General features: G+C 43.0%; 9 protein-coding genes. 3 read left to right on the forward strand and 6 right to left on the reverse strand.

Features of this window, described 5'->3' with window-relative positions:
• Positions 1-109: 109 nt before the first annotated feature.
• On the forward strand, positions 110-1,138 hold the full coding sequence (locus tag U2P91_RS13175) for a 3-deoxy-7-phosphoheptulonate synthase (protein ID WP_111888970.1): 1,029 nt from the start codon (positions 110-112) through the stop codon (positions 1,136-1,138).
• Between the two features lie 265 nt (positions 1,139-1,403).
• Positions 1,404-3,059, forward strand: coding sequence for an HD domain-containing phosphohydrolase (locus U2P91_RS13180; RefSeq protein WP_162624541.1), 1,656 nt, complete (start codon positions 1,404-1,406; stop codon positions 3,057-3,059).
• A 120-nt stretch (positions 3,060-3,179) separates the two neighbouring features.
• On the opposite strand, the gene U2P91_RS13185 is transcribed toward U2P91_RS13180, so the two are convergent.
• Positions 3,180-3,965: an alpha/beta fold hydrolase gene (locus tag U2P91_RS13185; protein WP_111888972.1), complete on the reverse strand. Its 786-nt coding sequence runs from the start codon at positions 3,963-3,965 to the stop codon at positions 3,180-3,182.
• A gap of 1,052 nt (positions 3,966-5,017) precedes the next feature.
• On the opposite strand from U2P91_RS13185, the gene U2P91_RS13190 reads away from it, so the two are divergent.
• Positions 5,018-6,064 (forward strand): DUF389 domain-containing protein, encoded by a 1,047-nt coding sequence (locus tag U2P91_RS13190; RefSeq protein ID WP_204355418.1) that lies wholly within the window; start codon positions 5,018-5,020, stop codon positions 6,062-6,064.
• A gap of 134 nt (positions 6,065-6,198) precedes the next feature.
• Here U2P91_RS13190 and U2P91_RS13195 read toward each other — a convergent pair whose 3' ends face one another.
• The 5 genes from U2P91_RS13195 to U2P91_RS13215 form a co-directional block, all read right to left on the reverse strand.
• Entirely contained in the window at positions 6,199-7,674 is a 1,476-nt protein-coding gene (locus U2P91_RS13195) for a glutamate synthase subunit beta (RefSeq protein ID WP_111888973.1), read from the reverse strand.
• A gap of 17 nt (positions 7,675-7,691) precedes the next feature.
• Complete coding sequence (gene gltB / locus U2P91_RS13200; RefSeq protein WP_204355522.1) at positions 7,692-12,275, reverse strand: glutamate synthase large subunit; 4,584 nt, start codon at positions 12,273-12,275, stop codon at positions 7,692-7,694.
• A 580-nt stretch (positions 12,276-12,855) separates the two neighbouring features.
• Positions 12,856-13,839 (reverse strand): uroporphyrinogen decarboxylase family protein, encoded by a 984-nt coding sequence (locus U2P91_RS13205; RefSeq protein ID WP_111888975.1) that lies wholly within the window; start codon positions 13,837-13,839, stop codon positions 12,856-12,858.
• An 81-nt stretch (positions 13,840-13,920) separates the two neighbouring features.
• Positions 13,921-14,550, reverse strand: a complete 630-nt coding sequence (locus U2P91_RS13210) for a corrinoid protein (protein ID WP_111888976.1) — start codon at positions 14,548-14,550, stop codon at positions 13,921-13,923.
• Positions 14,551-14,912: 362 nt separating this feature from the next.
• On the reverse strand, positions 14,913-15,605 hold the full coding sequence (locus tag U2P91_RS13215) for a TetR/AcrR family transcriptional regulator (RefSeq protein WP_111888977.1): 693 nt from the start codon (positions 15,603-15,605) through the stop codon (positions 14,913-14,915).
• Positions 15,606-15,911: the final 306 nt, after the last annotated feature.

The raw sequence follows: 15,911 nt of genomic DNA on the forward strand, positions 1-15,911 counted from the left end.
TCTTTATAATAAATATAACAAAAACGTGGCTTATTTTAGAGCCAAGGTGAAATGGTGATCAGAAACCAGATTGTGTGAAATACGAAAAAAATTAAAAAGGGAGTAATAAATGAGTTTTGAGTTAATCCAGGAAATTCCGTCACCCCGCGAAATTTTTAAAATGATGCCACTGTCCGAAGCGGGTAAAAGAATAAAAGTCCAACGGGACCAAATAATCAGAAATATTTTCGAAGGAAAAGATGACCGTTTTATTTTAATTATTGGGCCCTGCTCCGCAGACAATGAAACGGCAGTAATTGATTATGTGAACCGTCTAAGTGTTATTCAAAAAGAAGTGGAAGATAAGATTGTGATAATCCCACGAATTTATACCAATAAACCGAGAACGACCGGAGAAGGTTATAAGGGAATGCTTCACCAGCCGGATGCCAACAAGAAGGCTAACATGGTAGAAGGGATTAAAGCGATTCGGCAATTGCATATCCGCTCCATTGAAGAAACGGGTTTGTCCTGTGCGGATGAGATGCTGTATCCGGAAAATTATGCCTATCTGGAAGATCTGCTCAGTTATGTGGCGATTGGGGCCCGGTCGGTTGAAAACCAGAAGCACCGTCTCACTGTCTCCGGACTGGAAATCCCGGTGGGAATGAAAAATCCAACCAGTGGCGATATCACCGTGATGCTAAATTCGATTCAGGCCGGTCAGGCAGAGCATACTTTTATCTACCGGGGTTGGGAAGTGAAAACCTCTGGAAATCCCCTGACCCATGCCATTATGCGTGGATCAGTAGATCAGCATGGACGCAATTATCCGAATTATCATTATGAGGATATCATGCACCTGATTAGACTTTATGAAAAACGTGATTTTTCCTGTCCAGCAATTATTATTGATTTAAATCATGCCAATTCCAACAAGTGTTTTGGTGAGCAACCCCGGATCGCCCGGGAAGTACTGCGTAATCGCCATTACGATACCGATTTGAAAAAATATGTTAAGGGTCTAATGATCGAAAGCTATATAGAAGAAGGCAATCAACCGGTTGATGGTGGGGTATACGGAAAATCGATTACCGATTCCTGTCTGGGCTGGAAGGCTTCACATGAGCTAATTCGGACCATTGCAGAAAAAGTATAACAAATAAAAAAAAGTGGCAACGTCGTCAAGCCTTTATTATTAAAGGTCTGACGGCTTTTTTTATGGAAAAATAAGGAGACATCCTGGCTTAGTGACTAAAATAGGGAACGTGGGGTATCTAATAGACAAACCCTATTGTTAAAATGATTGAAAATAGTTGCTGAAAGGGTCATGGAATATGAATAATATCCGTAAACAAAAGATCGACAAAGTGACGGGATTTATCAGAACGTTATTTAGCCACCTGAAAAGGCAAACTGTCAGAATGAAAAATAATGGCGCTGGTTACCAGGATCTTAACGACTTAAAAAATCACTTGTTTTACATAATCACTTTTTATTTTATTTTGTTGGGCCCGGTACTCTTTTTTTATGGCGCCTATTTATTTTATCAAGAAGGCGAGTATGTAACCGCTACTCTTGAATTTTGTCTCTATTTTGTCGCGGTTTTTGTTCTGTTGAACTGGAAAATTAATCTTCGCTTTAAAAAACTGTTCTTCCTGCTGATTTGTTATTTTGTCAGTGTGCTGGTACTTTTTGTGGCTGGACCAATGGGGGCCGGAATGGTGTGTGTAACAGTGGTACTGGTTTTATCGGGATCTTTGCTTGACAGACGTTGGGTGCTGAAATTCATTACTTTTAATCTGTTTACTTTTGTACTCATCACTATTTTGTTGGATCGCGGTTTTTTTAATGAATTTGCCATTGCCGATTACGGTTCGATCTGGCTGATCGTTGCCGTCAGCAGCCAGGTTCTTGGCATTGGTTTATTGTTTATTATTCAAACAATCGATGATGAGCTGGACAAACAGTCAAAAATTGTAGCCAAAGCTAAAGAGAAGCTGGAAATCAGTGAGCAGAAATACCGCTATTTAAGCTATCATGATCACTTGACCGGAGTTTATAATCGACTGTTTTGGGAAGAAGAGCAAAAACGGATTGGTAGCGAGAATCAGCTGCCCATCTCAATCATAATCGGGGATATCAATGGGATCAAACTAATAAACGATGCATTTGGTCATGAAGCCGGGGATCGGATTATTATAGAAACAGCACGAATTATGAAAAGCTGTTGTCATGATGATGCGTTGATGGCCAGAACCGGTGGGGATGAATTTAGTATTCTAATGCCAAAAACATCCCGGGAAACGGCTTTAGAACGAATGGATGAAATTAAAGAGGCGTTTATTTTGCATAATCGCCGGATTTTGAATGAGGCTTTTCATATCAATGTGGCATTGGGATCGGGCACCAAAGAAAAGCCCCATGGCGATTTGAAGCAAACCATTAAAAGAGCTGAGCTATATATGAATAGCCGTAAGTTACTGGAACAACGAAGCTCCCACAGTACAATTATTTCATCAATCAAGGCGACAATGTATGAGAAAAGTCATGAAACGGAGGAACATTCCGAGCGGTTGGCAGCCCTGTCCCGCATGGTTGGTGAAGCCTTAAAGCTGTCGCAGATTGAACTGGATCATCTGGAGCTTCTGGCGACCCTTCACGATATTGGCAAGGTGGGAATTGATGATCGGATTTTAGGAAAACCGGGAAAATTGACAGATGAAGAATGGCTTGAAATGAAAAAGCATCCTGAAATCGGCTACCGGATTGCCGCGGCTTCTCCCGAGCTGGTATCAATCTCAGAGTTTATTCTTAGTCATCATGAGCATTGGGATGGCAGCGGTTACCCGAAAGGTTTAGCGGGTGAGGCGATTCCCTTACTGTCTCGGATCATTGCCGTGACGGACGCCTATGATGCGATGACGGAAAATCGTGTTTATCGGAAAGCGATGGATCGCGAAAGTGCGATAGCAGAAATCAAGAACAATGCCGGAACTCAGTTTGATCCTGAGATTGCAAAATTGTTTGCCGGAATGATGAAACAAACAGAAGAACGTATTATCGGAAGAATTGATTAAATGAGTTAGAAAAATGCGGCAGATTCTTTAATTTAAGAACGAACCGCATTTTTTAGAATTTTGTATAATTGAACAGCATCACTGTGAATTCACGAAGTTAAGAAAATCGATTTAAATGGCTCATTGATCCAGAAACAGATTGATAATTAAATGAAACTTATCCGGGTTTTGAAACATCAGACCATGTCCTGCTTCGGCAATTAAAACGAGTTTGGAGTTGGGTAGCTTGCTGGCCAGATATTGGGCATTTTCCGAGGGCAAAATAAGATCGTCTTTACCGTCAATAACCAGGGTTTCATGCTGGAGAAAGGGGATTCGATTGCAGGAACCCTCCCATTTATTGATAGCCTCGGCCTGTTTGATTATCGCATCGGGATTCATGGTCCCCAGTGGACGATAAAATATTTCCCGAATCCGATCCTGATTGTTTTTTATCCACTCTGATGGAAAAATAAGTCGTAACCATTCATGAACCTTTTCAGAAGGGGAGCTCAGGGTGTTTTCAAGTTTGGAAAGTACCTTTGGCTCCGGTGGAAAAATTTCCGGATGACAAAGCGAAGCGTAAAGGATCAGCTTGTTAACAATTTCAGGATGCCTCAAGGCTAATTCTTGGGCAATAGAGGCACCCATGGACCAGCCCAGCACATGTGCTTTTTCGATCTTTAAAGCAAGCATGAATTCATAGGTGTCCTCGGCAAATTGTTCAATCGTAAAATCCTTGTGACCAGAACTGGTTTCTCCCATGCCGCGATTATCAAAAACAATGACTTTGTATTTTTTCGCCAGGGAACGAAGAAGCCGTTCCTCCCAAAGGTTCATGGTACCGCCATAACCCATAATTAAAAGCAGAGGATACCCGTCTCCGTAAGTGCGATAGCTCATATTGATGTCTTCAACTCTTACCATAACAACACCTCTCTTTAAGAAATTAATGATCGTATATTTAATACCCACAAAGAAGGAGTTTATCAGCCTCTTGCTATAAATATTTGAAAAAACAGAGGGGAGTCCTGTTTCGAAAATAGCAAAATAGACCGGATTGCATATTTACAAAAGAGTTACAAACGTTTACAATGCAGCTATTTACTTATGACAGAAAGATGATACAATATAATTGAATCAAGGATCAACCAATCCTTTTCCAATTGAATGACAGGATCATTAAAAAGTAAATAAGCACTTGACTGAATGATAAGATCAAGGAGAAGATTATCCGATTATAATAATAACTCAGAGATAAGCCTCGAGGATCTGGTTTTATCGATCATAGACTCTACAATGGAAAAATTCTCATCACTATGAGAATTGGTAAGTACATTGTTAATCACAATCAGATTTATTGGAGATCGGTATTCACATTATGATACCCACATAAAAAAACTGTGGTCATAATAAAAATAATAGATCAAGGATAGGTAATCGATGCGAGAAGAGAAGATGATTTTCAATTGAAATTCAGAGAAACAAAGGGAAAAATTTGGACGAAAGAACAGATTGTTCAGAAATTTATTTCACTTGAAAACCCCCAATGAGCTAGCTGCCAATAGGTAATAGAAGCGAAAATAAAAAGTAAGATAATCCTCAAACAAGTAGCAGATTTACAATGGGAAAGTGAAGAGGAAGATTTTTGAAAAACAGAAAGGGGTGAGTCCCCAAAAATGACAGCTGAGATTGCAAGCTGAGGCCGATTCTACATAAATAATTGTGGAATCGGCTTTCAGCTTTTTTGCGAAGGAAATAGAATTCAAGCTTGAGAATAGAGATAATCACAGGAACTCCTACAATAAAGAGCGAACATCAAGGTGTGAGTTGCTTAAGAATAAAACAAATAAGCACTAAGAATGCATAGAATTCAAGCACCAAATTTGATATAATTAGCTGAAAATAATCTGGCGTTTATTTAATCGGCGACTGGCAATTAAATGACACAGTAACAAATTGGTGCGAGGAGATTTAGGATGATTGATTATTTGAAAAACAGTGTGTTTGACATAAAATCCGATCAGATGGATGCGGAGGCCATACACACAAGTATTGTTTCAGGGGTACGGCTAAAAGGAGCGCCTCTCATTATTCTCTTTTGTGCGATCATTGTCGCATCGGTAGGTTTAAATACGAACTCAACAGCGGTGATCATCGGTGCGATGCTGATATCACCTTTGATGAACCCTATTATTGCAATGGGTTATAGTATCGCAACCTATGATGGCCTGCTGCTTAGAAATGCCGCGATCAATTTCATCACTCAGATCATTATTGCATTAATTGGTGCCTCGATTTATTTTTTCCTGACGCCTGTGCATGAACCAACCAGCGAACTGTTGGCGCGAACCGGGCCATCCTTTTTTGATATGCTGATCGCTTTCTTTGGCGGAACGGCAGGGGTTATCGGGATAACGCGAAAAGAAAAAACAAATGTTATTCCAGGGGTTGCCATTGCCACGGCGTTGATGCCTCCGATGTGTACGGTTGGTTATGGAATAGCGAATGGCAATGTTGACTACATTTTTTCGGCAGCTTATCTGTTTACGATCAATGCTTTTTTTATTGTTGTTGCAACCTTTATATTTTGTAAATTGCTCCAATTAAAACAAGCCGATGTTGTAAAAGAACGGTATAATAAAATTATCAAAAGATCAATCATTATCGGTGTAATTCTGATTACGATTCCAGCAACCGTTTCGGCGGTTTATGTTTCGGCGGTTTCAATTCAAAAAAACGCGATTTATTCCAGTGTGAAAACCTTTGTAAATGGCGAGGTCAATTCATCCACTACGACTACGATGCGTGCAACGATTGACCCAGATGCAAAAAAACTACGATTGGATTTAGTGGGAGATATCTATACTTCAGATCAGATTGACGAAATTAAGGGGAAACTGAAGGATTGTGGATTGGAAGACTACAGATTAGAAGTGATTCAGGATATTCGGACGACACTTTTTAGCTATTTCGAAAATGTGAATGGCCAAGGCATTCAAGAAAGCGAAATTGTGATTGTCTAAAAAGGGCAGATTAATTTAAAAAACACGATCACATGAGGGCAGAAAAAGCGACCTCAAATAAGTGATAACGGATAAAACAGAACAGCCACAAACCTGATTGGCAGGTTTATGGCTGTTTTTTTACTTTGGTAGCATTATTTTGTTTTTAGATAGTGATGGCAACTTCTGGCAGCTTCCCGGCCTTCATTGATGGCCCAGACAACCAGGCTCTGACCGCGACGGATGTCGCCGGCAGCAAAGATGTTATCGACACTGGTCTGGTAAACGCCGTAATCGGCTTTGACATTGGAGCGGGGATCCCGTTCCAGACCCAGTTGGTCAACTAACAGGTCATCCGGTCCCAGAAAGCCCATCGCCAGTAAAACCAGGTCAGCGGGCAGAACTTTTTCAGTTCCGGGAATTTCTTTCATGATCATGCGTCCGGCTTCGTCGGCCAGCCATTCAATTTCCACGGTATGCACTTCTTTGACGTGGCCGTTGGCATCACCGACAATTTTTTTAGTGGTGGTGCAGTATTGGCGGGGGTCGTTGCTATATAGGGCAACTGCTTCTTCCTGACCATAATCCAGTTTATAGGTTTTAGGCCATTCCGGCCAGGGATTATTGGCAGCTCGAGTGGCCGGTGGTTTGGGCATAATCTCTAATTGCAGCACGCTTTTGCAGCCGTGACGGATGGATGTGGCAACACAGTCGGTGCCGGTGTCGCCGCCGCCGATAATGACGACATGCTTATCCTTGGCCGAAGTATAGTTGCCATCGGCCAGGTTGGAGTCTAACAGGCTTTTGGTATTGGCTGACAAAAAGTCAATCGCAAAATCAACGCCTTGCAGTTCTCGGCCTTCTACTGGCAGATCGCGGGGTTTGGTGGCGCCGCCACATAAGACAACGGCATCGTAATCGGCTGTTAAAGCGGCTACCGGATAGTCTTTACCAACCTCGGTACTGGTGACAAAGTTGATGCCTTCAGCGGTCATCAGGTCAACCCGACGCTGAACCACGTCGATTTTATCCAGTTTCATGTTGGGGATGCCGTACATTAACAGTCCGCCAATCCGGTCAGCCCGTTCGTAGACGGTGACGTTGTGGCCGGCTTTGTTCAGCTCGGCAGCACAGGCCAGTCCCGCCGGACCGGAACCGACCACGGCAATTTTTTTGTCAGTTCGATGTTTGGGGGGGGTGGGGGTAATCCATCCTTCTTTGAAGGCATGATCGATAATCGTGCATTCATTGACTTTAATGGTAACCTGAGGTTCATTTAGTCCCACGGTACAAGCCCCTTCACAAGGTGCCGGGCAAACCCGACCGGTGAACTCAGGGAAGTTATTGGTATTAAGCAGGCGGGCCAGCGCTTCCTTCCATAATCCTTTATAGATCATGTCATTCCATTCAGGAATTAAGTTATGAATAGGGCAGCCCGAGGCACCACCAGCAATCATCATGCCGGAGTGGCAGTAAGGTACACCGCAATCCATGCAACGGGCACCCTGGAGCTGTTGCTTTTCTTCGGGAAGTTCCAAATGAAACTCCGCCCAGTCTTTAATCCGTTCGAGCGGGGCCCGATCCTTTGGTACTTCCCGGTTATATTCTAAAAATCCTGTTGATTTTCCCATATTCGTCTACCTCCTCACTAATTTCCGCTTACCCGGGACAGATCCCGGTTATTTTCGTCAAAAGCTGCCATTAAGGCTTCATCGCCGGTAAGACCAAGGGCTTTAACCCGTTCCATGGCATCCAGCATTCGTTTATAATCGCGCGGTAAAACCTTGGTAAACTGTTTTGCATAGGTATCAAAGTCATCAAGTATTTTTTGTGCCAGTAAACTGTTGGTGTAATCCCGGTGTTTTGTTATTAAATCTTTTAACTCGGCGCGTTCAGTGGCATCGGTAATTTTAACCAGATCGACCATCTCAGCATTACAGGATTCACAGAAGTTTTCGTCCAGATCCAGCACATAGGCGACGCCTCCGGACATCCCGGCCGCGAAGTTTCGGCCTGTTTTTCCCAGGATGACAACCTTTCCGCCGGTCATGTATTCACAGCCATGATCCCCCACTGATTCAACCACGGCAGTAACCCCGCTGTTACGAACGCAGAAACGTTCGCCGGCGGCGCCCCTAATATAGGCTTCACCCTGGGTTGCGCCATAGAAGGCAACATTTCCAATGATGATGTTCTCTTCAGGGACAAAGGTGGCTTGCTTGGGCGGATAGATCACCATTTTTCCGCCGGATAGGCCTTTGCCGAAATAGTCATTGGCATCGCCTTCCAGTTTAATGGTGATGCCCTTAGGGATAAAGGCCCCTAAACTTTGGCCCGATGAACCCGTCAGGTTAAGCGTGATGGTATCCTCAGGCAAACCTGCTTCGCCATAACGCTTGGACACCTCATTACCAATGATGGTACCAACGACCCGATTGACATTTTTAATGGTGGTGGTGATCTCCACCTTCTCAGCTTTTTCCAGAGCCGGTTGACACAGATCCAGTAACTCGGTTAGATCCTTGGATTTTTCGATGTTGTGGTTCTGTTTGATTTGACAGTATAAACCGCCGCCTTCGGGAACTTCTGGCTGATATAAAATACTGGAGAAATCCAGACCCTTTGTTTTCCAGTGATCAATAGCGCGATTCATTTCCAGTTTATCGGAGCGGCCGACCATTTCATCAATGGTTCTAAAACCAAGTTCAGCCATAACTTCCCGGAGTTCCTGGGCAATAAACTTCATGAAATTGACAATGTGTCCGGGATCACCGATAAACCGTTCACGCAGTTTAGGGTTTTGAGTTGCTACCCCAACCGGACAGGTATCCAGATGACAGACCCGCATCATTACACAACCAAGAATAACCAGTGGGGCGGTAGCAAAGCCATACTCTTCGGCACCTAGCAGGGTGGCAACTGCTAAATCTTTACCAGTTAACAGTTTCCCGTCAGTCTCGACTTTTACCCGGGTTCTTAAGTTGTTAAGTACCAGGGTTTGGTGGGTTTCAGCCAGCCCCAGTTCCCAGGGCAGACCGGCATGACGGATACTGGTTCGCGGTGAGGCACCAGTTCCGCCGTCATAACCACTGATTAGAATGACATCAGCTTTGGCTTTGGCGACCCCGGCAGCGATGGTGCCAACGCCGACTTCAGAAACCAGTTTAACATTGATTCGGGCTTCCCGATTAGCGTTTTTTAAGTCATGAATCAGTTCCGCCAAATCTTCAATGGAATAGATATCATGGTGGGGTGGTGGTGAAATTAGACCAACACCGGGTGTAGAGAACCGTGTTTTGGCGACCCAGGGATAAACCTTACGTCCTGGCAGTTGACCGCCTTCTCCCGGTTTGGCACCCTGAGCCATTTTAATTTGAATTTCCTTGGCACTGGACAGGTAATGGCTGGTAACACCAAAGCGTCCGGAGGCGACCTGTTTAATGGCACTGAGCCTGGAGTCACCGTTGTGCAAAGGAATGTGGCGTTCAGGATCCTCGCCGCCTTCGCCGGTATTACTCTTGCCGCCGATACGGTTCATGGCAATGGCCAGGCTTTCGTGGGCCTCGCTGCTTAAAGAGCCATAGGACATCGCACCGGTTTTAAAACGGGTACAGATACTTTCTACCGATTCAACCTCATCAATTGCAATCGGCTGACGGTTTTTAAAGCTCATTAGACCTCTTAAGGTACAGGTGCGTTGACTTTGTTCATCGATCAGGGCGGTGTATTCCTTATACGTTTGATAGTCGCCCATTCGACAGGCGTTTTGCAGTTTATAAACAGCTTCGGGATTGTAGGTATGATATTCACCATCGGCCCGCCATTGGAAATTTCCGCCGGATTCTAGCGCATTGGCATCGGCAAAAGGATTGTGGTAGGCTTCGTCATGACGCATCTGGGATTCCCGGGCAATTTCATTAATCCCGATTCCTTCGATTCGCGATGGGGTGCGGGTAAAGTATTTGTCAATCACATCTGAGTTGATCCCCACGGCTTCAAAGATCTGGGCCCCATGATAGCTCAAAATGGTAGAAATTCCCATTTTAGAAAGCACCTTGATAACACCCTTGCTGACTGTTTTGATATAGGTTTTAATGGCTTTTTCATAGCCTACATCGGTTAACAAGTCGCGATCAATCAGATCTTCCACGGTTTCAAAGGCCAAATAAGGGTTAATGGCGGTGGCGCCATAACCGATTAGCACCGCAAAATGATGAACCTCACGTGGCTCACCAGATTCTACAATCAGGCTAACCCGGGTTCGGGTTAGATTATTGATTAAATGATGATGGAGACCGGAGATGGCCAACGCCGAGGGAATGGGAAGCATATTAGCGTTAACACCACGATCAGAAAGGATAATAATGGTGTTTCCGTCGGCAATGGCTTTGTCAGCGGCAACAAAAATATCTTCCAGAGCTTTTTCCAGACCATCACCGCCGGTGTTACTTTCAAATAAGGTTGAAAGTGTAACGGCTTTTATCCGTGGGTCATCCAGTTCCCGGATCTTTTCCAAGTCTTCATTACTGAGAATCGGCATGTCCAGGCTGATCTGATGACAACTTTGCGGTAAGGGGTTAATCAGATTACCTTCACCACCAAGATAAACCTCGGTACCTGTGATCAGTTCTTCCCGAAGGGCATCGATGGGGGGGTTGGTTACCTGAGCAAACATCTGCTTAAAGTAATTAAAAAGCACTTGAGATTTATCCGATAAAACTGCCAATGGAATATCATTACCCATGGCCCCAATAGGGTCGACACCGTCTTTGGCCATCGGTATAATCAGGGCTTTTAAATCTTCATAGGTATAACCAAATGATTTTTGACGTTGAACCAGGGTTTCTTTATTGGAGCTTATTTTTGTTTTTGGTACGGGCAACGTATCCAGAGTAATATTATGCTCTTCGATCCATTTGGCATAGGGTTCCTGACATGCAACGGAATGTTTGAGATCTTCATCATTAATGATCTCGCCTTTTTCAGTATCGATCATCAACATTCGACCAGGCTTTAAACGCTCCTTACAGAGAATGTTTTCAGGCGGAATATCTAAAACGCCGACTTCAGAAGAGAGGATAACCAGATCATCTTTGGTTACATAATAACGGGATGGTCGCAAACCATTACGGTCAAGAACCGCTCCCAGTCGAATACCATCGGTGAAAGCGATGGCGGCCGGGCCGTCCCAGGGTTCCAGCATGCGGGAGTGATAATTATAGAAGGCTTTTTTCTCTGGGCTCATGGTAGTATGTTTGGACCAGGGCTCCGGGATCATCATCATCGCACTATGGGCCATGGAACGGCCAGTTAAGCTTAAAAATTCGAAGGCGTTATCAAAAATGGATGAGTCACTGCCATCGACATCAACCACCGGAAAGGTTTTTTCCAACTCATTGCCAAAGAGATCACTTTGAAGCAGGGATTGACGGGCATACATCCAGTTAACATTGCCCCGGAGGGTGTTGATCTCACCATTGTGGATCACGTAGCGGTTGGGATGGGCCCGTTCCCAGCTCGGGAAGGTATTGGTACTAAAACGGGAATGAACCATGGCAATAGCGGTGGTGACATCCGGGTCTTTAAGATCCTGGTAGAACTGACCAACCTGATCTTCAGTCAGCATCCCTTTATAAACGATCGTGCGGGAAGAAAAGCTGGCTGCATAAAAAGACAGCCCTTTCTTTTTAGTTGCCTTGTCAACCTGTTTACGAATGGTATAGAGCTTTCTTTCGAAAGCCATGGAATCAGTGATTGCCGGATTTTTCTTGATAAAGACTTGTTTAAGAAACGGCATGCTTTCAATTGCTGTTTTTCCCAGGTCGCAGAGATCTACTGGGACATCCCGCCAGCCCAGCAAGGTTTGTCCTTCTTTTTTAATCGTCTCTTCCAGAATGGTTTCGCACTGTTTTCGCTGGTCGGCATCGGTGGGCATAAATAACATCCCCAAACCGTAGTCCCCGGGTTGGGGCAGGATAAAGCCTTCTTGACGGGCGGTTTTTTCCATAAACTGGTGCGGGATCTGGATCAGAATCCCGGCACCGTCACCGGTATTTTGTTCGGAGCCCCGTCCGCCCCGGTGCTGTAAATTAATAAGCGTTGTTAAAGCCTGCTTGACAATATCGTGGGATTTCTTTCCTTTGATATGGACAATTGCTCCGATGCCACAGGCATCATGTTCAAAAGTGGGATCATAAAGTCCCTGTTTTGGGGGTAAATTAGTGTGTTTCATACGCATTTTAACCTTCCTCAGAAAAATCTATTAATTAGTGAAGATAATAGGATGGGCCAATTGAATGTTGAATTGATTGATTGTTTTTTAACAGGGCTTTTATTTTCTTCTATTATATACACCATCGTCAAAGAAATAAAATTTTGCAAAATTGACCGTTGACACATTCCCTATTGTAATAAATAAGATGGAGTTTTATAATTATACTATAAAGTTCGACAATTATCACATAAATTTCATGGTATTATCAGATAAAACCAAATTTTTTTGTAATGTATTTTGCAAATTAATGCAATTGTTGTTTTTACATCGCGTTCAATTGTTTTCCTAAACCGCACAGTTATGCCCTGCATTGGTTTGCAACAATCATCTTGCTGATGTCAATGATGGCTTTATTAAAGGTTAATGTTTTTTTAAGACTTTATGGGATAGAAATAGCTCTACCTCAATTAGAAATGGGATTGTTTCCTAATCGGGATAGAGCTTACCTGGCTTGAGCAAATTCTTTATTCAATTGAGAGGTGCAGTAACAGAATGACTAGCTTCATTTTGCTAACACTACGGTGCAAGAACGCGTTACTTAGAACATTTCCCTACTGAGCTGGTCAATCACGTCGCTGGTTGCTTCATAAACCCCAGGGAAAGAGCTGATGTTTAAACCCTGACTTAAGCATGGAATAAAATAAAGCTTGCCACATTCTTCACAGGCTTTTTTTGTATCCGCATAGATTTTTTCTCGGGTCCAGCCGGGGAAATCAACGCGGCCACTGTCGATATCACCCATAAAGGTGATTTTTTCGCCGTATTTTTTAATCAGCTCCGGCACATTGTTGGTTGTCATCACACCCTGCCAGATATCAATACCCATTTCAATCATAAAGGGAACCAAATTGGCAGCATAGCTGTCACTATGGTGAATAATCAGTTCGACACCATTTGCTTTCCAGAATCCATAGACCTTCTTGTAGGCGGGAACGATGAACTCATCAAACATTTCAGGTGAAATAAAAGAAGAAATTTGGCTGCCCCAGTCGTCATGATGGAATAATGCATCGGGATGAATGTGCTTGACCACTTCTTTCGCATAAGCCAGCTCATAGTCAACAACGTAATCAATTAGCTCTTTCATTGCTTCGGGTTCTTCATATAAGGCCATCAGGGCATCTTCCATGCTCATTAAATGATGGGTCATTTCAAAAATCCCTGGGGCGCAAAAGGCGGTGACAAATTTTTCATTTCGATTCACTGATTTTGCATGCGCTTCGGCGGCGGCCCATTCTTCATCGGTATAAAAGACAGAAGGCGCTTTGACTTGATTTTTCCAATCTGTGATATCTTTTAGTGCCTTGTGTTCTTCATCGTGCATCGGAAAGGAACCGATTTGATCGGCAGGCCAATCAAAGGTGATCCCCCATTTGTTTTTAACCCGGGTGCCGGGAGCCGGAGCCAGGGGAAGATCCATAGGGGCCTCCATAATTAGATCCATAAATTCGTATTGATTGACAAATCGGTCCGGATTTCCACCCTTTATTACTTCCATCAAGTTTTGTCTTTTTGTTAACATTGCAATACCTCCTAAAATTTTGGTAGATTGATTTAAATAAATTTTGTATGAAATGCGTTTGTTTAAGGGAGCAATAGAGACTTAAGCGGTGGCCAGTTCCTTGGCTTTAACAGCCGCACTACCGGCATCTGGGGCATAACCGTCAGCACCGACTTCGGCGGCGTATTCCGGCGTTACCGGGGCCCCGCCAACAATAACTTTAACATCCGGGCAAGCCGCTTTAACGGTTGCCACGGCTTCTTTTAAGGCGGGCATAGTTGTGGTCAGCAGACCCGAACACGCGACAATTTTCACATTGTCATTATCTTTAACTGCTGAAACGAAGGTATCGGCTGGTACATCTACACCGAGATCAACCATATCGAATCCGGCACTTTCGATCATCATCGAGACCAGATTTTTGCCAATATCGTGAAGATCTCCGGCCACGGTACCGATGACACAGGTGCCCAGGGAGGCAGAACCATCGCCGGCCATCAGTGGCTTTAAGACCTCAACCCCTTTTGACATGGCTTTAGCAGCGATGAGCATTTCTGGAACGAAAATTTCGCCAGAAGAGAATTTGTCCCCAACGACACCCATGGAATCGACCATCGCCTGGAGAATTTCACCTGGTGCACTGCCTTCATCCAGGGCTTCCTGGACCAGACCAGGGACCAATTTAGACTTTCCTGCTTCGACCTTTGCTTTGACTTCTTCAATTTTTGACATGTTTTTTCCTCCTGATTTGATTTATTTGTGATATCAGATGATATCAGCTTTAGATTAGTCATTTTCATGTGTGTGCATGAAATTTGCTAATAAATGCCTTAAGCTAAGGGGTGTTTACTTGAAGTTTGTCTGATATTTTTTAACAGATCCCATAATTATCATTTTTCAATTACCTCACAGGATAAAATTAAGCACGTTGCGTCTAAATTTTGAGGCTACATTACGATGTTGCTTGTAAGCAATTTAAATATAAAACATCAAGAGCAAAAAGTCAATTAAATTCGTAAAAAAATATATATAAACTAAAAACAGACTTAAGAAAACGATTAAATACTGTGAAAAATAAAAAAAAGAAGAAGCTCCTATTGTTTGCAAACAATAGGAGCTTCTTCAATATATAAATAATTATTAACTTCCTTGAGTTGGGGATACTCTTCTAGTAATCGATCAATGGTGCAGTTAGCAGAACTGAGCAACGATTTAAGGAACAGGCTATTGTAATCAAATTTCAAGGAATAAAACATTTGATTGATGCACAGATCGAAGAGTTCTTCTTTTGTGAGGAGGATTTCTTTTTCATACTGCTTCATGGTCAATGCTCGAATAACCCCAAAAGATGCTGTTACCGCACAATCACAGAGCCGTTCTTTATCCGCTGTTTTTATTTGATCGTTCTGGTTAACCAAGGTTTTATAAAGCTCAAAGAGATTTCCATCTCGGGTCGCTTTTTCCAGCAGATCAAATTTGTTCATCTCGTAAATAAATCGATCGTAATGTGCGTCAATTTCGGTTAATTTAAAATGTAACTTAAAAAAAGTTATCAATTGCAACAGTTCATCGTCAGTGGGAAGATATTTAAGCAGATGCGAGTACAGTGTTTCATAGTTATTATTAAGCATGTCGCTGGCGATGATATCTTTGGTCTTAAAATAATAGGTGACTAAACCCAGATTGACACCAGCTTCTTTGGCAATCATGGTGTTTGGGGTGTTGGCGTAACCATTTTCCAGGTAGAGCCGTTTGGCGGTGTTATATATTTTGTCTCTTGTGTTCATGATCTGGTTATCCTCATTCTCTTGTTTTATAGTATAATAGCATAAAAAACAAAAGATCGTCCATGTCTAATTTATTTTCAGTCAGAAGATCCTAATGAAAAGTTGGTATAAATGAATAAGTTTAAACAGGGCTGATAAGTCTGTCAGAAGCAGGCGGAAAAAGAAAATGATTGATTAGTTTATAATTGGGTAATAAAATAAAACTTAAATCGGGCGGTAACAGATTCTGTATAATGTCCACAAATAGTTGGACACAAAATCCAGAAAATAAGATAAACTATACACATGAGTAGAAAACGACGAACC

Source organism: Acetobacterium sp. K1/6 (assembly GCF_034438075.1).
Taxonomy (GTDB): domain Bacteria; phylum Bacillota; class Clostridia; order Eubacteriales; family Eubacteriaceae; genus Acetobacterium; species Acetobacterium carbinolicum.

Bases quoted from the DNA above. Each gene is read 5' to 3' on its own strand.
- U2P91_RS13175 (WP_111888970.1), top strand. From the start codon at position 110: ATGAGTTTTGAGTTAATCCAGGAAATTCCGTCACCCCGCGAAATTTTT.
- U2P91_RS13180 (WP_162624541.1), top strand. From the start codon at position 1,404: ATGAAAAATAATGGCGCTGGTTACCAGGATCTTAACGACTTAAAAAAT.
- U2P91_RS13185 (WP_111888972.1), bottom strand. From the start codon at position 3,965: ATGGTAAGAGTTGAAGACATCAATATGAGCTATCGCACTTACGGAGAC.
- U2P91_RS13190 (WP_204355418.1), top strand. From the start codon at position 5,018: ATGATTGATTATTTGAAAAACAGTGTGTTTGACATAAAATCCGATCAG.
- U2P91_RS13195 (WP_111888973.1), bottom strand. From the start codon at position 7,674: ATGGGAAAATCAACAGGATTTTTAGAATATAACCGGGAAGTACCAAAG.
- gltB (WP_204355522.1), bottom strand. From the start codon at position 12,275: ATGAAACACACTAATTTACCCCCAAAACAGGGACTTTATGATCCCACT.
- U2P91_RS13205 (WP_111888975.1), bottom strand. From the start codon at position 13,839: ATGTTAACAAAAAGACAAAACTTGATGGAAGTAATAAAGGGTGGAAAT.
- U2P91_RS13210 (WP_111888976.1), bottom strand. From the start codon at position 14,550: ATGTCAAAAATTGAAGAAGTCAAAGCAAAGGTCGAAGCAGGAAAGTCT.
- U2P91_RS13215 (WP_111888977.1), bottom strand. From the start codon at position 15,605: ATGAACACAAGAGACAAAATATATAACACCGCCAAACGGCTCTACCTG.